This is a genomic window from Bacillus sp. SRB_8 (assembly GCF_003264205.1).
Classification (GTDB): Bacteria; Bacillota; Bacilli; order Bacillales; family Bacillaceae_G; genus Bacillus_A; species Bacillus_A mycoides.
In genome coordinates, this window is the sequence record NZ_NADT01000044.1 from 47,206 (window position 1) to 66,007 (window position 18,802).

Consider the following 18,802-nt stretch of genomic DNA (forward strand, 5'->3'; position numbering starts at 1 on the left):
TAAAACAGAGAAACCTGTTTTAGCTCTTTTTTATTAATAATTGATTTGCGTATTGGCGTGCCCATTGATCAGCTTCTAATATAGCATCGAGTGAAGGATCTTTTACGTTATGATGAGCTTCAACTGTATTGTAAATTGTTTTTTCGATATCGAAAAATGCAATTTCATTTTTAAGAAATAGTGCATTTGCAATTTCGTTCGCTGCATTTAATACAGCTGGAGTTGTACCGCCAATTTTGCCACATTCAAATGCGTATTGTAGACAGGGGAACTTCTCTAAATTTGGTTTTTCAAAATGTAAACTACCAATTTCTAATAAATTTAATTTTTCATAGGATGAAGGTAGTCGAGTAGGATAGTGAAATGCATATTGAATCGGCATTCTCATATCAGGGGCACCGAGCTGTGCCATGACTGATCCATCAATAAACTCTACTAAAGAGTGAATGATACTTTCTTTATGAATCATAACATCAATTTTTTCATAAGGAATATCAAATAGCCACTTAGCTTCCATCACTTCAAACCCTTTATTCATTAACGTGGCAGAATCTATCGTTAGTTTTGCCCCCATTAACCAGTTTGGGTGTTTTAAAGCATCCTTCGCTTGTAATGTTTTCATTTCTTCACGTGTTTTATCACGAAAAGCGCCGCCAGAAGCTGTAACAATTAATTTTTCGATTTCCTTATTATTTTCCCCATTTAAACATTGGAAAATAGCTGAATGTTCACTATCGACTGGAATTAGGCGGCATCCATTTTGTTTCGCTAGTTCGGTTACGATATGTCCAGCTGCAACTAAAGTTTCTTTGTTAGCGATGGCGATATCTTTCTTCGCCTTTAATGCTTCAATTGTTGGGAGTAAACCTGAAACACCGACAACTGAACTTAATACAAGATTTGTATCAGGATGGGTAGATACTTCAATTAAACCATCAGTTCCATATGTAATTTTTGTATTTGTTGAAATACGAGAACGTAATGTGTCCGCTAATTCTTTTGTCGCTACGCTTACAATACGAGGCTGAAACGATTCGATTTGCTTTTCGAGAAAATCGATATTATAATTTGCGGTTAAACCGACGATTTTAAAATGTTCAGGATGAGCGGAAACGACATCTAATGCAGATGTGCCAATGGATCCTGTTGAACCTAAAATGGATATATATTTTACCATGAAAAAACCTCCAAAGTTGTTTCGAGTATTTCTGCAAACCTATATATTATTAGACAATCAAGGTGAAAATTCCTGCTATATAAAACAGAAAATTAGGGTTTAATTGGAAAGGGAATGTGATAAACTGTAAAAAATAACTAAAAGCAATGAAAGAGAAGAGTACATGTTCAAAACTTTTCAGAGAGCTGATATGTGGTGGGAATCAGTAAGGGATGAATATGGAATGGGCTCTGGAGCTTCTAACTGAAATGAGTAGGTAAAGACGGTTACTTCACGTTATAGAAGTATGAAGTGAGCTAATGATAGCTAATTAAGGTGGTACCGCGGGAGTCTCTCGTCCTTTTTTAAGGATGAGAGGCTCTTTTTGTTTTTTATTTTGAGAAAGGAGGGGTTAGTATGAGTGGAAAAATAATGTTAACAGGAATTAAGCCGACAGGTTATCCGCATTTAGGAAATTATATTGGTGCAATTAAACCTGCATTGCAAATGTCAAAAAATAATGAAGGAAAAGCATTGTACTTTATAGCTGACTATCATGCGTTAAATGCTGTGCATGATCCGAGTCAGTTTAGTAGTTATACGAAAGAGGTAGCAGCTACTTGGTTATCACTCGGACTTGGAGAAGATGTTATTTTTTATCGACAAACAGAAGTACCAGAGATTCTAGAATTAGCTTGGATGTTAGCTTGCCTAACTCCGAAAGGACTTATGAACCGTGCTCATGCGTATAAGGCGAAGGTAGAGCAAAATAAAGAAGCGGGATTAGAAATTGATGCAGGTGTGAATATGGGATTATATACGTACCCGATTTTAATGGCGGCTGATATATTATTATTTCAAGCTACTCATGTACCTGTCGGAAAAGATCAAATTCAGCATATTGAAATTGCTCGTGACATTGCGACGTACTTTAATCATACATTTGGTATGACATTTACGCTTCCAGAGTATGTCATACAAGAAGAAGGGGCAATTTTACCGGGACTTGATGGAAGAAAGATGAGTAAAAGTTACGGAAATGTTATCCCATTATTTGCAGAGCAAGAAAAACTTAGAAAGTTAATATTTAAAATAAAAACAGATTCCTCACTTCCGAATGAACCGAAAGAACTAGAAACGTTATTTATGATATATAAAGAATTTGCGAAGGAAGACGAAATTTAGGCGTTACGCGAAAAGTATGAGACTGGAATCGGATGGGGCGATGTGAAAAAAGAGTTATTCCGCGTTGTAAATCGTGAACTCTCAGGACCTAGGGGAAAATACGGAAATTATATGAATGATCCACATTTACTATATGAAGCGTTAGAAAAAGGTGCTGAGAGGGCGCGGGCTATTGCGAAGGTGAATTTGGTGGAAATTAAAAAACAGATTGGATTTGAGAGGGGACGCTGAGCGCTCCCTTGTTTTTTTCTATGTGAATCTTAATTATTTATTCGTTTTATCTGCATGTAAAATGAGGGATTCGCATTTTTTACTGAATTTATTAATTGCATATTAATAAAAATATGTTAATATAGGGTTACTTATTAAACATGTTTAATAAGTAACATTAAAGTCACTTATTAAACTAATTTAATAAGTTTGATTCATTCGATAACGAAGGAGATGATTAGATGAAAACTGAGAAAGAAAAGATGTTAGCGGGAGAAATGTATATTGCGGATGACGAAGAATTAGTAGCTGATAGGGTGGAGGCAAAACGTTTAACACGCCTTTATAACGAGGCGATGGAGACTGGTGATGAAAGTCGCTTTACCTTGTTAGAGCAGCTTTTAGGTTCTTCAGCTGACGGAAAAACCCACATTAATCCTGATTTTCGTTGTGATTACGGCTACAATATCCACATTGGAAAGAGCTTTTTCGCAAATTTCAATTGTGTTATTTTGGACGTTTGTGAAGTTCGAATCGGTGATAATTGTATGTTTGCACCTGGTGTCCATATTTATACGGCCACTCATCCTTTACATCCGGTAGAGCGGAATTCTGGAAAAGAATATGGAAAGCCTGTAAAGATTGGTAACAATGTTTGGGTTGGTGGGGGAGCTATTATTAACCCTGGTATTTCAATTGGAGACAACGCTGTAATTGCTTCAGGGGCAGTTGTGACAAAAGATGTACCTAATAATGTAGTAGTTGGTGGTAATCCAGCCAAAGTTATGAAAATGATAGACTTATAGAAATCATTTTTCACGGATGCATGAATAAACTGGTGTCGTATCGTATAGACAATGTGAAAGGTGTTTCATATGAAGAAAAATAGTGCGTATAATCATACAAAGACATTACTTGCCTCTCGAAATGCTCTTTTTCTCTTATTTGCTTTGCCAGGTGTCGCGTTTGCTACATGGATTTCAAGAACAGCAGCTACTCGAGATATGTTAGCAGTGTCAAATGCAGAAATGGGCTGGATTTTATTCGGACTATCTGTCGGTTCAATAATTGGTTTACTGAGTGCAAGCCGCTTCATTGACTGTAAGGGAGCTAGAGACGTTATTATAGGCAGTATGTTTTTTATGATTGTTGGATTGATTTGTTTAGGTATAAATATTTATTTTGTTTCTAGTATGGGGGCTTTTAGTAGCTTACTAGTATTTGGAGTAGGCTACGGATTGGCGGAAGTCGCATTGAATGTAGAAGGTTCTTCCATTGAGCAGAAATTAGGAACAACTCTTCTTCCGAAATTCCATGGCTTTTTTAGTGTAGGAACTTTAGTAGGCGCGCTCAGTGGTTCTGTCGCAGCGTCGCTTCACATCCCGATTCTGTATCAGTTTCTTGCGATTTCGGTCGTGTTTATATTACTTGTATGTATGGTGTATCGTTTTCTTCCGCATGGAACAGGAAAGAAGGAGAAATCGTGGAACAAAAGGAGAGAGAAGCATACGACCTTACGTATGGAAAAAAAGGTGCTTTTAATTGGTCTTTTTGTACTCGGAATGGCATTTGCAGAAGGTAGTGCAAATGATTGGCTACCTATCGTGATGGTAGATGGACACGAGCAAAGTATAGTGGCAGGTTCTATTATGTACACAATTTTTGTATTAGCAATGACGTTAACTCGTATGTGTAGCAGCTATTTCCTTGATCGATTCGGTCGTGTCGCTGTCGTACGTGCCACCATTATGATGGCGATTCTAGGAATTTCAATCGTAATATTTGGGAGTAATTCGTATTTTCTAGCATTTGGTGTAGTACTGTGGGGGATTGGTGCAGCGCTAGGGTTCCCAATTGGTCTGTCAGCTGCTGGAGATGACCGTGAAAATGCGACTTCTAATGTTGCTGCAGTTTCTATAATCGGTTATACAGCATTTTTAGTCGGACCACCATTCTTAGGTATACTGGGGGAAGCATTCGGGATACGCAATGCCTTGTTAGCTGTTTTATTATTTGTTCTCTTGTCTGGAATTGTATCGTCTGTTACGAGAGAGAATAAATCGAGCTAAATAAGGAGTGCATGCCAGCGGAAATGTATCATCTCTATTGCTTTAGAAAATGATGTATGATATATTGTCAACGCAACTTATTAAAAGTGTTTAATAAGTATGTTGATTAAGGTGGTGAGCGATTTGAGTGAACAATTTGTTACTCAAAAATCGATTAAAGAGACGATCCTTCGCGGCATTCGTACAGCTCTTCTAGAGCAAGGTAGTGCAACGAAAGTTGAACTTAGTAATACATTAGAAATCAGTTTTCCAACTGTGAGTAAATTTATAGAAAAAATGAAACAAGACGGAGAAATCACTCTAGTCGGTTTAGATGATTCAAGTGGTGGAAGAAGAGCAAAACGATATGCGTATAATCCGGAATATATGTTAGGTTTAGCGATATTTTTAGAAAAAAATGAGACGAACTATACAATTTTTAACTGTTTAGGGGAAGTAAAAGAACAAGGAAGTACTTCAAGTGTATTAATTGATACTGGCGTAAACCTATTATCTAAACATATAGAAAGTCTTATAGCTACATTTCCGAAAATAAGCTCTATATCAATTGGTGTGCCCGGTTCGGTTGATAATGGTCGTATTTTTTATATACCTGGTTATGAAAAGTTTCAGAATTTTAATTTGAAAAGTCACTTGGAGGACCTGTTTTCTATACCTGTAGTAATAGAAAACGATATGAATGCCGCAGTCCTTGGCTATTATAAAAACACTGGAAATGATGATAATTCATCTCTTGTATATTTGTATTCAGGTCAAAATGGTCCAGGTGCAGGTATTATGATAAATGGAGATGTGGTAAGAGGAAGTACCTTTTTTTCAGGAGAGATATCTTTCGTTCCGCAGTACGATAATAAAAATTTCTTACAAGCTTTAAGAAGTGAAGACGAAGTTAACGATGCAAATAATCCAGAAAAATATAATATAGATGCTATTACTCGTTTAATAGCTACATGTATAGCTATTATTAACCCGCATGCGTTTATCTTCTGTGATGATGAAGTGAATCAATTCGTAATAGAGCAAATTGTAAAAAGTTGTCCGCAGTACATTCCAGAAGAACATATTCCGAAAATAACAGTGAGTAATTGGAAAGAAGATTATTTATTTGGGTTAAAAAGCCTTGGGCTTGATCTTATGATTACTAGAACAAATAAAGAAAATTAAATGTGCTGGCAATGAAGCATCCAATTGTCGGTTGAATAACATAAAAGAAAAGGTGTCGATTATGAAAATTGAACATGTAGCAATTTGGGTGAATGATTTAGAAGGAATGCGTGATTTCTATAAACAGTACTTCGGTGGTGAAGAAAATAGCTTATATCACAATCCGAAAAAGCAGTTTGAATCTTATTTCATAACTTTTGAAGGTGGTGCGCGTCTAGAACTTATGAGACAAGTAGGGATAGACGATAAAATAAAAACACAAACAGTAGGATATGCGCATATTGCTTTTTCTGTAGGTAGTAAAGAAAAGGTGAACGAATTAACTAATACATTAAGCGAAGCAGAGTACCATGTGTTAAACGGCCCGCGTACTACAGGGGATGGTTACTATGAAAGTGTAGTAAGTGATCCTGAAGGAAATCAGATTGAGATAACAATCTAACTATTAAGGGGATAATTAGGATTTACAGTGAAATAAAACAACCTCATTTCTCGTTATAATAACGGGAAATGAGGTTGTTTTAATATGTAATGTTTTTTAATTGGAGCGCTGAAACGCCTTAATAATTCTCTCAATAACAGGAGAAAGATTACTAGGTAACTCAACTAGCGGAAAGAAGCGTAGTTCTTTCGATTCCGTTTGGTCGCATACAAGTTCACCATTGAATTCGCGGCAAATATAAACAACGAGTACACCGTGTACTTGATCGCCGTTTGGATAGATTTGAAAGAAATCAGGTCCTGAGTATGTACGGAATAGTTCTGGATTTTTAATGATAAGTCCAGTTTCTTCATATACTTCTCGTTGTAAAGCGTCTTCTAACGTTTCGTTATATTCTAAGGCGCCACCAATAATGCCCCAGCGATTAAAATCTGTACGGAGCTGCAATAATATTTCATTTTTCTCATTTAATATAATGGCGTGTGATCCGATTAAAATGAGTGGATGATTTCCTACTAGATTTCTCATGTCTTCAATATAGCCCATAATTCTTCTCCTTATATTTAATAATAATTAGGCAGTTCTTTTAACATTTTTTCTGTTTTACGTGCTGTAAATGCTAAGTTATGATCATCTTTTGTTCTAAAAAATAATGTGCGTAAAAAGATTTTAATGTTTGCGCATAAAATACAATACTCATTAAGGGAAAGACGTTTTCTAATTTGAGGAAGCCTTTTTATTTTTTTATAAATAATTGAAATTAACTCATCTTGCGGAAAGTCATGATATAGCATAGATAGTAACGGTGTAACAATTCGTTCATCTTCATTATTATGAAAAAGATCCGATGGGATGAAAATTTTATTTAATAAACAATGAATTAATTCCTCGTACCATTCAAAGGTCGTATAGGAATTGTGAACAATTTCAGAAAAGGCATCAGATACGTGGGCAAGACAATGAGCCCATCCTTTATTTTCAATATAGCCTCGAAAATCCATTTCTAAGTTTGTGTATGTAATGAGTTTGTTTTTTATTTCTTCGATATCCTCCTCTGTAAAAAAGTAGTGCGAGTTAGCGAATTGGAGTATTAATGCAAGTAACGAAACAGTATAAGAACGTGTGAAAACCCCATCTGTAAGTGGGGAGTGAATGTCACAATATAAATACTCATCACTTAAACAAGTTTGTAGAAGTAATTTCAACTGATCATCCATAAGGAATTCATGATGAATGAAATGTGCAAAACATTTATATATAAGTTGGTAACGAACGTAACTATCAGTTGTTCCGATATACTGAAGCATATTGAGCGTTAACTCATTAATATCTATATGTTGCAGTTGCGTATAGTCATTTTGTTGTATAAGCTCTAACTGTTGTTGCAATGCTGTAATATCCAATGGAGAACCTCCTCCGCACTTTAAAGATGCAATGTTTTCTAGTATTCTATATATTCAAGGACAATCCTGCTCATGCAAGGAGAACAAGTAGAAATTCGAGTATGACATAGATGAGGGAAGTATATGATGACTATAGAACAGTTAGAAAAACATTTTAAAATAAGAAAAAATGCTTCTTCTATAATGATAAAAGAAAATGATGCAGAGGTTTTTACAGAAGAGCAATTAGAAGAGATAATGCAATATTGCGTTGCTGAAGCTGAAAAAGATGGAATAGAAGAATTGCAATTTGAGATTTCTTCAAAAAGCCCAAATTATGATGTGTATAAGAAATGTTTCGAAACGTATTCATTTGAATATATTACTGAAAACATGATTGTATTTAAGGATATATATGAAGTGGAAGATATAGAAAGTGATATTGATTTTAAGCTTATTGAAGAGATAGGCGAAGACGCTTTTTATTCACTGTGGAATGAAGTGACGGGAGAACAAATCGATTATGATCAATTTGTAAATACGATGCTACAAGAAATAGGTGGGCAATGGAAAGAACATTGTTTAACAGCAAGTATCGATGAAGAGCCAATAGGAATTGTAATCCCGCATATTGAAAGAGGTACGTTAGAAGAAGGAAAACTTATGTATTTCGCAGTTGCTCCAAATATGCGAAATAAAGGGTATGAAGCAGCGTTCTTTACAGGGGCAATGTTTGTCTTAAAAGAAATAGGCGCATCTTATTATATTGGCGAGACAAATGTACAAAACGAGTGGATGAAGGATGTCTTTGAAAAGAACGGATGTCAGCAGCTGAGCTCTACTGAGCGATATGTGAGAAGGTTTTAGAAGGATGGATGGCTTACTCTCTCGAACTCATTTAGGGGGAATCCATGTACAACTTATGAACAAGTAAAAGAACTTTTTGCATGTTTGTAAGATAAAAAGAAAAATCGAAACGACAAAGTAAGCTTTCCTATAATACAATAGAGAAGGATTAGACTATACGAAGAAAGCGTTGGTGAAAGAATGGAGCAGCAAAGAAATTGGCTACAAGCAACTGTAGAACGAAATGAAGATAATACGTTACATATAAAGTGGGAAAATAATATAGAAGAAGTTCGTATTTATTGGAGTACTTCACCAAATCATATTGAAGAAAATGGAGAATTACTTGTAACAGTAAGTGGGGATTCAGCATGTACAATTGAAAACCCGAGTGAAAATGAGCGTCCATATTTTAGGTTAGTAGGAAGTAATGGACAAGCAGTGACAGTAGCTGAGCGTAGATTACCATTACAAGGTGCGTTTAACTTCCGTGATATGGGAGGATATGAAACGACTGAAGGCCGTAAAGTAAAATGGGGTAAATTGTATCGTTCTGAAGAATTAGCAGGATTAACAGAATGGGATATCGAGTATTTACAGAAGTCTAGCTTAAAATTAATTTGTGACTACCGTACAGATTTTGAAGTGAAGCATAAGCCGAACCCAAGTGTTACAGGTGCTCGTCAAGTGTGCTTACCAGTTATGCAAGACTTGGCGAAAGACTTGAATATAAATGAATTTTTCCAAGTTGGTGACCTTTCTATGTTAGGGAAACCAGGCGAGTATCTTGTGAAAATGAATCAAGATTTCGTAAGTGGTAATGAAGCATTCGTGAGCTTCTTAAAACTGGCGCAAAACCCGGAAAACTTACCGTTAGTAAACCACTGTACAGCTGGAAAAGACCGTACAGGATTTGGCTCAGCATTATTATTACTTTTACTAGGTGTACCGGAAAAAACAGTAATGGAAGACTACTTACTAAGTAACGGTTTCCGTGAAAAGTTAAATGAAAAAATGATGGCCTTTTTAGGTGCGAAATTACAGAACGACGAAAGTAGAGCAATATTAGGTGCAATGTTTGAAGCACGTGCTGAGTATTTACAAGCTGCGATTGATGAAGTTAAAAAGCAATATGGATCAGTGGAAGCATACGCTGAAAAAGCTCTTGGCTTTACGAAAGAATCGTTAGAGGAAATGAAAGTGTTATTGCTAGAAGATAAAGTGAAACTTTAATCAGTGTGGGGGCATCCCCACTGATTATTAGCCTTCACCAATCGGACTGCCCGTTAATGCGGGATAAATAATGAGGAGGGAGGCTGATTGGATTAGCCTCCTTTTATTATTGTTGCTATAATTAAGCTATGAGAATATAGGAATTGAGGCGAACATCATGAAATACAAAGTAATACTATTCGACGTAGACGATACATTATTAGATTTCCCTAAAACAGAAAGAAACGCATTACATAACGCGTTTGTACAATTTGGCATGCCTACAGGGTATAATGATTATCTTGCAAGTTATAAAGAGATTAGTAATGGATTATGGAGAGATTTAGAGAATAAAATGATTACGCTAAGTGAATTAGCGGTAGATCGATTTAGACAATTATTTGCTCTTCATACTCTAGAAGTAGATGCGCAGCAATTTAGTGATGTATACCTTGAAAACTTAGGAAAAGAAGTACATCTTATAGATGGTGCAGTGCAATTATGTGAGAACCTTCAAGATTGCAAGTTAGGTATCATTACGAATGGATACACAAAAGTGCAACAATCGAGAATTGGAAATTCGCCTTTATGTAACTTCTTTGATCATATTATTATTTCTGAAGAGGTCGGCCATCAAAAACCAGCGCGTGAGATTTTTGATTATGCTTTTGAGAAGTTTGGGATTACTGATAAATCAAGTGTACTAATGGTTGGAGATTCGCTAACTTCTGATATGAAAGGCGGAGAAGATTACGGTATTGATACGTGTTGGTATAATCCGAGTTTAAAAGAGAATACGACGAGTGTTAAGCCGACTTATGAAGTGGAGAACCTGCTACAAATTTTAGAAATTGTGGAAGTGGCGGAAGAAAAGGTAGTCTCATTTTAATCTTGTTAAGATTTGTCGAATAGTTGATATATTGTAAGTTACGGTAGATGTATTTGAAAATCGTGCATATAATTTCATATACTAAGATATGAGACAAAAAAGATGGTACCAAGTCAAAATAATTTTACTGAAAGAAAACAGAAATAACACAAAATAATATATTTAGCTGTTTGTAATTGGTCATTACAAACAGCTAAAAAAACGATTGCCTCTTAGGATCCAAGCAATCGTTTTTTTATTTTTTTCGGAGATGAAATTTGTATTTTTATACCCTATCTCCATCAAGTTTAAAAAATGTTTGTTCCCCAGTAATGAAAAAAATGAATTTAATTCTCATAAATAACTGTAAAGTGGTAAAAATTTCGTTTTGGGTGTAATTCAAAATCTTAAGTTAATGGGCATGAGGTGGGACCCTTTCCTTGTTTAGACCGGATATCCGCCTGTTGGCGGTGGCCAAGCACTAAATAATCTGCGAATCAGCACAATTTCTCCTAAATGGTAGGAGTTATGAGATGCAATATTCCGTAGAACACCGCCAGGGGTTTCATCAGGCCATTCCTCCAATGTTTTGTCCAATTGAACAGTTTGGGCGATCGTGCATGCCTGTTCAATCCCTTGAAGAAAATACTGAATAATCTGTTGCCACTCTTCCTCACTGCCAGGGCATTCTTCTTCAGGCCAGCTCTCTTTTACATGGGCAGGCAATGCAGGCTTCTTCCCCTGAGCGGATAATAAGAGAAAATCTTGCCAATAGGTCATGTGTTTCACTAATTGATAAATAGAATAAGGCAGTTCCTCTCTGCGTTTTCCCGCAAGCGCCACGTCTATATCCGACAAAGCATTCTTGATGGGAAGATGTCCTCGTTCCCCTCTTAACGATTTTACTAATGCCTGGCTAAACGCTTTATTTGATTGCTCCATAATAACTGACTCCCATCCTGTTTTATTTTCTAATTTGCTGATATTATGATTCCGTCTTTTTTATATGTACTAAATAAATTATAGAAGCTTTACGACTATTAAGAGAAAGTAAAATAAGGCAAGAATCACTGACTTCTTAACGTACAGGAAATCGTAGGTTTTTATTTAATTAGTACCTTAATGTACAATTGTATTAACAGATAAATCAAAGGTTCGAATGACAACATTCAGGTCTGCGTTAATATCAGCCACTTTTGATTTTAGCTTTTCCGATCCCTCCTGAATTTTATCCAATTGATTTTATTGTGAATGAACTATGAGTTGATTATAATAATTAGAGTGAACTCTAAGTCAAGAAAAAAATAATAAAAGGATAGTTATTCTATTATGAGGGAGTTCGCGAAGCAAAAATAGCGCTAATATACTAAGGTCATTCACGTGTTATAATGCGATAATTAAATATTCATATATACATAGTTTCTCAGAGTGATGCGATGTCATGTATGAGCTGTGTAACAACTAGAGGTGAGTGAAGGATGTTAATGTTTTTATTTGAGTTAGACAAGGCTATCCCGCAGAAGGATGAGCCACGGTATGCCGCTTATGCAAATGGCTTTATTGAAGGGGATTTAACGATTCGCGTGAGTGACAGCGTATTTTTTCAGAAGTCATGCATGAAGGTTGCAGAGCTTGGCATTTATTTAGGACAGTGGATGGAACAAGTGCAACATGGGCAGAAAGAACAATTGAATTATGAAACGAGTGACCGTGAGGAAGTAATTCTCGGATTCGTATATGAAGAGGAAGATCAGTGGAGAGTTTTTTCCAGTTGGCAGCAATTTGAACTTCAAGAGCGTATATCAACTACAACATTAGTAGAGAGCGTTCAACGCTATTTATATGAGCTAAATAAGGAACTGCGCGCGATAGGATATCCTGTGACGTTTGATCAGTACTTAAGAGGAGAGCGAATGATGCAGCTTTCTTATAAACGACTGTGTGATAGTAAAGCGGATACGACTTCAATAGAGGTTTACAATGGAAGCGAAGGAGTAGGCGCAGTACGGGGCTATTATAAAAATACGTTGATGAAAGTGCTAGACTTCATTCCGAAAGTCGGTAGTAATATCATTTATGAAATAAAGGATAGTAAGAACAATATTCGCGTCATTGCAAAGGATGTAAGTAGGCAGCGTCAAAGAAGGATTTTAGTAACGTACATCGATAATAATGATGCAGAGCATGAAATACTTGTATGTGACGGAAAGTTATTAGATGCAAATTTCTTATTTACTTTTACATATAAGACAGAAGAATATGTTGTTCACAAAACTTCAATTGGGCTTGGAAAATTATTACGAAACGGCTATGTAATCGCAGATTGGAATATTCGTCTTGAGGAAGATATGTATTATATCGAGATGGATGTATATGATGAGGATTATATAGAGGATCAATACTTACTGTTAGGTGTATTTCATGCGGTTTTGTATGGGTGATAAATGAAAAGTACTGGTATTCTTCATGGGAAGGATACCGGTATTTTTTATGTGGTTCTGGTGTGAAGATTGCATTTTGTCGCTTTTCTTTTTTTAGGAATTTACAGTTATAACATCTCATATTTTGTTTATAATTGTAAATAGTTATTAAAATGTATAAATGTTATTTCTTTTTTAATAAATAAAAAATATAAAAAGGAAAAATAATGCAACTTTATAACACGCTTATTCGTGTTATATATGAAAGGAGGAGGGGGATGGAAATTGAAGAAATATATAAGGTTTATATAAACGATGTGTACCGGTATTTATTTTCCCTTTCTCGTAGCCATCACGTAGCGGAGGACTTGATGCAGGAGACTTTTTATCGGGCGTATCTTTACCTAGAAGACTATGAAAACCAAAAGGTAAAATCATGGCTTTTTAAAGTGTCATATCATACGTTTATTGATTTTGTAAGGAAAGAGAAAAAAGTATCTTTTGTAGGAACGGAGGAATTAGAGACAATACAAGCAGGGGAATCTACAGAAGAGTATGTAGTCGCAAAAAATAGTTATGAAAAATTAATTCAGATTATTCATACTTTACCAGTGGTAGAGGCACAAGCTATTTTATTATGTGACGTACATCAATTAACGTACGAAGAGGGTGCTACTGTATTAGATTTAAAGGTAAATACTTATAAAAGTCACATATTTCGTGGGAGAAAGAGATTAAAAGAATTGTTAAAGGAGGAAAAGAGTCAAAATGACAAATGATAAACCTCATTCTGAACAAGAAGATTATAAAGAATTGTTACAAGAAGCTCTTCATCAAAGACCAGATTCACTTCCTGATGGAAAACAGCAGCAAGTGTTGAAAATAGGTAAAAAAAGAGCTCGAATTACGAATGTGTTGATTGTATTTACTTTTTTATTACTTATTCAACCTATTTTATATATATCTACACTTTTATATTATACATTGGCACCTACAAACGCGATGGAGATACGGAATGTAGTAAATCAAACATTAAGTGTAACAGAACCTAATGTATTTATGAAAGAAAGGGATATGGAGCAAGCATTGTTACCGCTTAGTTTACAATTGCATTTTGATTTGTATAAAAGGGTAGGAAAGAAAGATATTCGAATAGGAGAAGAGAAAACAGATTATTTATTAAGTAGAGCAATGAAAGTAAGCCGTGAATATACAACAGATGAAAAAATTCCGGAAGTCCCATATATAGATAACGAGGTATTATCTCATCCTAATAATTATAATGTGTCTTATAATAGTAGCGAGGAAGCTCAGGTATTAAAAGGTCTTCCACAAGAATCTGTTGTAGAAGCATTTGTATCTTTTAGAGAATTATTAAGTGTACAAGAGGTAACGGATACGTTTCCTACTATTGATATTGTTTGGTATGCCGTGAATACAGGATTAGAGGAGAAGCAAAAGAATGATGAGGGTCAGTATGTTGCCCCAATCGGTTTTCCAGCAGATATGATTTCAAGTCCAAGTGGTCCTTTTTTAAGTGACTCACCTCATGAGGAACAATTTATTGATGTGTTAAAGTCATTACGGAAGCATGAAGATTTAGCGGTGAAGCTATCTAGAGCGAAAACATTAGAGTTGTCACAGCGCATTTCTTTCCTTGAAAAAAATGGGATAAAAACATACGGGGCAGTTGTAACTGGACCTAAAGGAGAAGTTGAAAAATTGATGAGCCATGAAAAAGTTAGAAACTTGAAAGTAGGTGAAGCGAGATTATGGAATTGGCATTCTTAAAAAAAAGAAAGAGTCATATTTATAAACAGGAAACGTGGATGGGTATTATTTCATTAATTATTGCCTTTCTAGCGTTATTGTATTTGAACATTACATTGCTTATTCAAGAAATATTTATAGGCGAAGGTTTTCGAGAAATAGTTGGAGCTGGATTGATGTGTTCAGTCGTAGGCATGCTCACAAAAAGCAAAAGTCGAAAATATGCATTGTGGGCATGTAGTTTATTTGTTTTTATGTTACTGTTTGCTGTATTTGGATTTATGTTAGGTTGGATGATAAGCTTTACGCCATAAATATGTGGAAAAGAGCGAATGTAGATTCGCTCTTTTTTAATGTGTAAAAAGTAAACTAGATAAGAGAAGAACCTATCAAATTTGAAAGGAGAGCACTATGCATCTAGGCTGTGGTTTTGTTGATATGTTTTCCGCTCACGATTCAGTATTATATATTAAACTTGGTGCCCTTTATTAATCCTCAAAAATAAAAACCTCATCAATCGTACTATGTAGTGCCCTCGCTATATCGTGAGCAAGCTGTAAGGAAGGGTTATACTTTCCTTTTTCGAGATGGCTAATCGTTTCACGACGTACACCAACCTTTTTCGCTAAATCTTCCTGCGTCATATGTACTTTGGCACGGTATTCTTTTATCTTCGTTACGAACGCCATGGTGCATCTTCCATTTCATCAACTGGTTTATCGTAAAAGAAGGTAGAGAATCCGAATGTAAGAATGAGTGTGCTGAAAATAAGAGCAATATCAATCTCTTGTAGTGTAGGATTCGGAAATAACATTTCAATAAAGATAATGATAGCGGTAGTTAATAACGTAACGATAAAGGCGTTGCGGCAAGATTTATTGACGATTTGTTCAAAAAGCTCATCGTGATGAACTTTTCTATACGTCGTGAAAAAGGAGAAAAAACAAAACATAGTAAACAATCCTTTTTCATAAAAAAATCCGAAAAACCCAAAGAAACCGAGAAATCCTAAATATTTAATCCAAGTCGTTTTCATGATAGATTCTCCTTTCGATGTTAGAAATAAAGTGAAACTTTAATCAGTGGGGGGTGTTCATCCCCCACTGATTATTAGCCTTCACCAATCGGGCGTTTACGGGCAGCACGACTCCTACCTAACTTCTTTGCTCCAGCCGAAATTTGAGGTGGGAGTCTTACTGCCAGTTAATGCGGGATAAATCACTATATGTTATAAATATATCACATATGGAAATTCATAGTAATAATAGTTTTGCGATTTATTTCATAATAATAGTAAAAAAGGTTAAATATTCTGTAAAATAAAAAGGGAAATATCGTAAAATGGATGTAAGGAGGGGGAGGACGAAATGTTAACTGGGATAATGATCGTTATATTACTTGTAGTTATTACTGTAATTGGAACGGTGTTAATTGGGCGAAATGGTGATGCGAATTATAGTAAAGCGACAAAAGGAAATATTAAACGACTTACGATGATTTATATAATACTAGCTGTTGTTTTAATTGTTGGATTAGGAGTTTATATTTATTTTAAAGGTTAAAAAAACTGAAAAATGTAAAAATCTATAAATATAAGTATGCTATAATGTTAATATAGTTAATTGGTAATTAAGGAAAGGATTGGATGTAATGATCGAAATTTTGAATGTGTCAAAAAGTTATAATGGATCTACCTATGCAGTAAAAGATTTAAGTTTATCTGTACCGAGCGGAGAAATTTTTGGGTTTTTAGGACCGAATGGTGCGGGTAAATCAACGACAATTAAGATGATTACTGGTATTCATGGGGTGGACAAAGGAACCATTACAATCAACGGTAAAGATATTATGAAAAATCCGATGGAAGCGAAGAAAACATTTGGCTATGTTCCAGATAGCCCGGATATGTTTTTACGATTAAAAGGGATTGAATATTTAAACTTTATGGCTGATATGTATGAAGTACCGAAGGAAGTAAGACAAGAACGAATAGAGTCATTAGCGAAGAAGTTTGATCTGTACAATGCTTTATCTGATCAAATTCAAAGTTATTCACACGGTATGAGACAAAAGATTGTTATTATCGGTGTGCTCGTACATGAACCAGATGTGTGGATTTTAGATGAACCGTTAACAGGTCTTGATCCGAAATCTGCATATATTTTAAAAGAAATGATGAGAGAACATGCTGATAAAGGGAAGATTGTATTTTTCTCGACACACGTATTAGAAGTAGCTGAAAAAATATGTGACCGCGTCGCGATTATTAATAAGGGAAATCTTCAGTTTAAAGGGAATTTAAATGAAATGAGAGATCATTTTGAATCCAATGAATCACTTGAAAAAATGTTCTTGGAGATGACGGGCAATGAGTAAAATTTGGACGTTAACGAAAGTATTATTGAAATTAAATTATGCAGATTTCATAACAGATAAAAAGAAAAGATGGGCGTATTTATTTTCATTTGCAGCCATTTTATTTGTAGGTTTTTTAATATTCGGTTCGATGACCCATGGAATATATGAAGGAATGATACACCTCGGACAGGATCCAGGAATTGTTATTGCGATGGGATTAGCAGTTGCTAGTATATGGGTATTTTTGATGAGTATTATGAACATTTTAACAGTGTTTTACTATAGTAATGATGTTGAAATGTTGCTACCGTTACCGTTAAAACCAGCGCAAATTATTTCGGCAAAGTTCTTTACAGTGTTAATTACACAATACGTAATGAGCTCGTTTATTTTATTGCCTATCTTTATTACTTACGGTTTAAAGAGTGGTGCTTTCATTACATATTACATTTATATGATTGTCATTTACTTATTCTTCCCGATCATTCCGCTAGTTTTAGCTTCGTTAATTATGACAATTATTATGAGGTATACGAATATAGCGAAAAATAAAGATCGAGGAAGTATATTTATTGGAATCGTAAGTATACTATTTATCGTCGGAATCAATGTATTTATGCAATGGAGAAATAAAAGTGCAGTATCTGGAACTGGAGATTCAGTTGCGAATTATCTTACAAATAATCAATCCTCCCTTTTTATACAAATGACAAATTATTTTCCAACTACATATTTTGGTGCAATGGGATTAGTAGAAAATGCATCGTGGAAGGGAATATTATACGTACTAATATACATTCTTATTTCTATCGCATTTTTCGGTTTGTTTTATTACATTGCAGAGCGTACATATTTAAAAGGGGTTATTGGACTTTCAACGAGTACAGCAAAGAAAGAGGTAATTTCAGCAGAAGGTTTACAGAAATCAACAGTACAAAGTTCTCATTTAAAAGCATATGTGAAAAAAGAATTTAAAACGTTATTCCGTACACCACAATTTTTCTTAAATTGTATTGTGCAAACTTTCGTTATGCCAATTATGCTGTTCTTTGTTTTGTTTGTACAAGATGGAAATTTAAAATGGATTACAGGGTATATTGATAATCCAGAATCAGCAGGTTTCGCAATTGGTGTTGGCCTTTGTGCATCCTTATTTTTAATGGGGAGTAACGTTATTGCAACAACGTCATTCTCACGAGATGGAAGCTCTTGGTTTGTGAATCGTTACTTACCAGTAAAGGCTTCGGATATCTTTTTTGCGAAAGCGATAACGGCCTGGTTAATTAATGTAGTCATTTTAGGAGTATTCGGTATTACAATGGCATTTGTAGCAGGTATTTCGCCAGTCTTCATGATACTTTGGTTCTTACTAAGTGCGAACGGTTTATTGTTAATTAATTTAATCGGTACACGCTGGGATGCACAAACTGCAGATATTCATTGGGATACAGAACAGAAATTATTTAAAAGTCGATATACAACTTTGTGGAATTTTTTAGCTAATATTTTAATAGCTTTAGTTATTGTAGCGGGTGTAAGTGTATTATACTTCTTCCTTCAAGTAGGACTTTGGATTATGTTTATCGTTTTATTTGTAATGTTTACGATTGTAAATTATATCTTTATTAAAATTTTAAAATTAGGCGCTGAGCGTATATTGTCAAATATTAATTAAAAAGGTAGATCCTCTGTATTCGTGCAGGGGATTTATCCATAGATG

20 protein-coding genes, 1 pseudogene and 1 other annotated feature are annotated in these 18,802 nt (G+C 35.0%); of the genes and pseudogenes, 15 read left to right on the forward strand and 6 right to left on the reverse strand.

What is annotated here, in order from left to right:
• Positions 1–19 precede the first annotated feature (19 nt).
• On the reverse strand, positions 20–1,177 hold the full coding sequence (locus B5P40_RS27005) for a 1-deoxy-D-xylulose-5-phosphate reductoisomerase (RefSeq protein ID WP_078176822.1): 1,158 nt from the start codon (positions 1,175–1,177) through the stop codon (positions 20–22).
• A 137-nt stretch (positions 1,178–1,314) separates the two neighbouring features.
• Positions 1,315–1,522: a binding site (T-box leader), on the forward strand.
• A gap of 51 nt (positions 1,523–1,573) precedes the next feature.
• Here B5P40_RS27005 and B5P40_RS27010 point away from each other — a divergent pair.
• The 5 genes and pseudogenes from B5P40_RS27010 (at position 1,574) to B5P40_RS27030 (ending at position 6,226) form a co-directional block, all read left to right on the forward strand.
• A pseudogene (locus B5P40_RS27010) lies at positions 1,574–2,572 on the forward strand (tryptophan--tRNA ligase).
• Positions 2,573–2,793: 221 nt separating this feature from the next.
• Positions 2,794–3,357, forward strand: coding sequence for a maltose acetyltransferase domain-containing protein (locus tag B5P40_RS27015; RefSeq protein WP_078176823.1), 564 nt, complete (start codon positions 2,794–2,796; stop codon positions 3,355–3,357).
• 69 nt (positions 3,358–3,426) lie between these two features.
• Positions 3,427–4,620 carry an MFS transporter gene (locus B5P40_RS27020; RefSeq protein ID WP_078176824.1) on the forward strand — a complete coding sequence of 398 codons (1,194 nt, stop codon included), beginning with the start codon at positions 3,427–3,429 and terminating at the stop codon, positions 4,618–4,620.
• 123 nt (positions 4,621–4,743) lie between these two features.
• Positions 4,744–5,784 carry an ROK family transcriptional regulator gene (locus B5P40_RS27025; RefSeq protein WP_078176825.1) on the forward strand — a complete coding sequence of 347 codons (1,041 nt, stop codon included), beginning with the start codon at positions 4,744–4,746 and terminating at the stop codon, positions 5,782–5,784.
• A 61-nt stretch (positions 5,785–5,845) separates the two neighbouring features.
• Positions 5,846–6,226, forward strand: coding sequence for a VOC family protein (locus tag B5P40_RS27030; RefSeq protein WP_078176826.1), 381 nt, complete (start codon positions 5,846–5,848; stop codon positions 6,224–6,226).
• A 96-nt stretch (positions 6,227–6,322) separates the two neighbouring features.
• Here the strand turns inward: B5P40_RS27030 and B5P40_RS27035 are convergent, their stop codons facing one another.
• Both B5P40_RS27035 and B5P40_RS27040 read right to left on the reverse strand, forming a co-directional pair.
• Positions 6,323–6,772 (reverse strand): NUDIX hydrolase, encoded by a 450-nt coding sequence (locus B5P40_RS27035; protein ID WP_078176827.1) that lies wholly within the window; start codon positions 6,770–6,772, stop codon positions 6,323–6,325.
• A gap of 17 nt (positions 6,773–6,789) precedes the next feature.
• Complete coding sequence (locus tag B5P40_RS27040) at positions 6,790–7,629, reverse strand: DUF2785 domain-containing protein (protein ID WP_002013997.1); 840 nt, start codon at positions 7,627–7,629, stop codon at positions 6,790–6,792.
• Between the two features lie 123 nt (positions 7,630–7,752).
• On the opposite strand from B5P40_RS27040, the gene B5P40_RS27045 reads away from it, so the two are divergent.
• The 3 genes from B5P40_RS27045 (at position 7,753) to B5P40_RS27055 (ending at position 10,555) form a co-directional block, all read left to right on the forward strand.
• A complete protein-coding gene (locus B5P40_RS27045) occupies positions 7,753–8,475 on the forward strand; it encodes a GNAT family N-acetyltransferase (protein WP_002190192.1) in 723 nt (240 codons plus the stop codon).
• A 180-nt stretch (positions 8,476–8,655) separates the two neighbouring features.
• On the forward strand, positions 8,656–9,687 hold the full coding sequence (locus B5P40_RS27050; RefSeq protein ID WP_113710210.1) for a tyrosine-protein phosphatase: 1,032 nt from the start codon (positions 8,656–8,658) through the stop codon (positions 9,685–9,687).
• 157 nt (positions 9,688–9,844) lie between these two features.
• Positions 9,845–10,555, forward strand: coding sequence for a YjjG family noncanonical pyrimidine nucleotidase (locus B5P40_RS27055; RefSeq protein ID WP_002128295.1), 711 nt, complete (start codon positions 9,845–9,847; stop codon positions 10,553–10,555).
• 423 nt (positions 10,556–10,978) lie between these two features.
• Here B5P40_RS27055 and B5P40_RS27060 read toward each other — a convergent pair whose 3' ends face one another.
• Positions 10,979–11,476 (reverse strand): DinB family protein, encoded by a 498-nt coding sequence (locus tag B5P40_RS27060; RefSeq protein ID WP_002142520.1) that lies wholly within the window; start codon positions 11,474–11,476, stop codon positions 10,979–10,981.
• A 536-nt stretch (positions 11,477–12,012) separates the two neighbouring features.
• Between B5P40_RS27060 and B5P40_RS27065 the strand changes: the two genes are divergently transcribed.
• The 4 genes from B5P40_RS27065 to B5P40_RS27080 all read left to right on the forward strand — a co-directional run bounded on the left by B5P40_RS27065 (position 12,013) and on the right by B5P40_RS27080 (position 15,038).
• Positions 12,013–12,975: a tubby C-terminal domain-like protein gene (locus tag B5P40_RS27065; protein WP_002142519.1), complete on the forward strand. Its 963-nt coding sequence runs from the start codon at positions 12,013–12,015 to the stop codon at positions 12,973–12,975.
• A 257-nt stretch (positions 12,976–13,232) separates the two neighbouring features.
• A complete protein-coding gene (locus B5P40_RS27070; RefSeq protein ID WP_113710211.1) occupies positions 13,233–13,733 on the forward strand; it encodes a sigma-70 family RNA polymerase sigma factor in 501 nt (166 codons plus the stop codon).
• A complete protein-coding gene (locus tag B5P40_RS27075) occupies positions 13,723–14,745 on the forward strand; it encodes an anti-sigma factor (protein WP_113710212.1) in 1,023 nt (340 codons plus the stop codon). The genes B5P40_RS27070 and B5P40_RS27075 overlap by 11 nt, the downstream gene beginning before the upstream one ends.
• Entirely contained in the window at positions 14,727–15,038 is a 312-nt protein-coding gene (locus B5P40_RS27080; RefSeq protein ID WP_002128289.1) for a hypothetical protein, read from the forward strand. Before B5P40_RS27075 ends, B5P40_RS27080 begins: the two co-directional genes overlap by 19 nt.
• A gap of 174 nt (positions 15,039–15,212) precedes the next feature.
• Here B5P40_RS27080 and B5P40_RS27085 read toward each other — a convergent pair whose 3' ends face one another.
• Together B5P40_RS27085 and B5P40_RS27090 are read right to left on the reverse strand one after the other, a co-directional pair.
• Positions 15,213–15,413, reverse strand: a complete 201-nt coding sequence (locus B5P40_RS27085; protein ID WP_002084410.1) for a helix-turn-helix transcriptional regulator — start codon at positions 15,411–15,413, stop codon at positions 15,213–15,215.
• Positions 15,401–15,760, reverse strand: a complete 360-nt coding sequence (locus B5P40_RS27090) for a DUF3796 domain-containing protein (RefSeq protein WP_002190187.1) — start codon at positions 15,758–15,760, stop codon at positions 15,401–15,403. Before B5P40_RS27090 ends, B5P40_RS27085 begins: the two co-directional genes overlap by 13 nt.
• A 331-nt stretch (positions 15,761–16,091) precedes the next feature.
• Between B5P40_RS27090 and B5P40_RS27095 the strand changes: the two genes are divergently transcribed.
• The 3 genes from B5P40_RS27095 (at position 16,092) to B5P40_RS27105 (ending at position 18,757) form a co-directional block, all read left to right on the forward strand.
• Positions 16,092–16,286: a hypothetical protein gene (locus B5P40_RS27095; RefSeq protein WP_002142517.1), complete on the forward strand. Its 195-nt coding sequence runs from the start codon at positions 16,092–16,094 to the stop codon at positions 16,284–16,286.
• An 88-nt stretch (positions 16,287–16,374) separates the two neighbouring features.
• Complete coding sequence (locus B5P40_RS27100) at positions 16,375–17,100, forward strand: ABC transporter ATP-binding protein (RefSeq protein WP_002033261.1); 726 nt, start codon at positions 16,375–16,377, stop codon at positions 17,098–17,100.
• Positions 17,093–18,757, forward strand: a complete 1,665-nt coding sequence (locus B5P40_RS27105) for a putative ABC transporter permease subunit (protein ID WP_113710213.1) — start codon at positions 17,093–17,095, stop codon at positions 18,755–18,757. Before B5P40_RS27100 ends, B5P40_RS27105 begins: the two co-directional genes overlap by 8 nt.
• Positions 18,758–18,802: the final 45 nt, after the last annotated feature.

Excerpts from the sequence above, each read along its gene's own strand:
- B5P40_RS27005 (WP_078176822.1), bottom strand. The coding sequence starts at position 1,177 with ATGGTAAAATATATATCCATTTTAGGTTCAACAGGATCCATTGGCACA.
- B5P40_RS27015 (WP_078176823.1), top strand. The coding sequence starts at position 2,794 with ATGAAAACTGAGAAAGAAAAGATGTTAGCGGGAGAAATGTATATTGCG.
- B5P40_RS27020 (WP_078176824.1), top strand. The coding sequence starts at position 3,427 with ATGAAGAAAAATAGTGCGTATAATCATACAAAGACATTACTTGCCTCT.
- B5P40_RS27030 (WP_078176826.1), top strand. The coding sequence starts at position 5,846 with ATGAAAATTGAACATGTAGCAATTTGGGTGAATGATTTAGAAGGAATG.
- B5P40_RS27035 (WP_078176827.1), bottom strand. The coding sequence starts at position 6,772 with ATGGGCTATATTGAAGACATGAGAAATCTAGTAGGAAATCATCCACTC.
- B5P40_RS27045 (WP_002190192.1), top strand. The coding sequence starts at position 7,753 with ATGATGACTATAGAACAGTTAGAAAAACATTTTAAAATAAGAAAAAAT.
- B5P40_RS27050 (WP_113710210.1), top strand. The coding sequence starts at position 8,656 with ATGGAGCAGCAAAGAAATTGGCTACAAGCAACTGTAGAACGAAATGAA.
- B5P40_RS27055 (WP_002128295.1), top strand. The coding sequence starts at position 9,845 with ATGAAATACAAAGTAATACTATTCGACGTAGACGATACATTATTAGAT.
- B5P40_RS27060 (WP_002142520.1), bottom strand. The coding sequence starts at position 11,476 with ATGGAGCAATCAAATAAAGCGTTTAGCCAGGCATTAGTAAAATCGTTA.
- B5P40_RS27065 (WP_002142519.1), top strand. The coding sequence starts at position 12,013 with ATGTTAATGTTTTTATTTGAGTTAGACAAGGCTATCCCGCAGAAGGAT.
- B5P40_RS27070 (WP_113710211.1), top strand. The coding sequence starts at position 13,233 with ATGGAAATTGAAGAAATATATAAGGTTTATATAAACGATGTGTACCGG.
- B5P40_RS27075 (WP_113710212.1), top strand. The coding sequence starts at position 13,723 with ATGACAAATGATAAACCTCATTCTGAACAAGAAGATTATAAAGAATTG.
- B5P40_RS27080 (WP_002128289.1), top strand. The coding sequence starts at position 14,727 with ATGGAATTGGCATTCTTAAAAAAAAGAAAGAGTCATATTTATAAACAG.
- B5P40_RS27085 (WP_002084410.1), bottom strand. The coding sequence starts at position 15,413 with ATGGCGTTCGTAACGAAGATAAAAGAATACCGTGCCAAAGTACATATG.
- B5P40_RS27090 (WP_002190187.1), bottom strand. The coding sequence starts at position 15,760 with ATGAAAACGACTTGGATTAAATATTTAGGATTTCTCGGTTTCTTTGGG.
- B5P40_RS27095 (WP_002142517.1), top strand. The coding sequence starts at position 16,092 with ATGTTAACTGGGATAATGATCGTTATATTACTTGTAGTTATTACTGTA.
- B5P40_RS27100 (WP_002033261.1), top strand. The coding sequence starts at position 16,375 with ATGATCGAAATTTTGAATGTGTCAAAAAGTTATAATGGATCTACCTAT.
- B5P40_RS27105 (WP_113710213.1), top strand. The coding sequence starts at position 17,093 with ATGAGTAAAATTTGGACGTTAACGAAAGTATTATTGAAATTAAATTAT.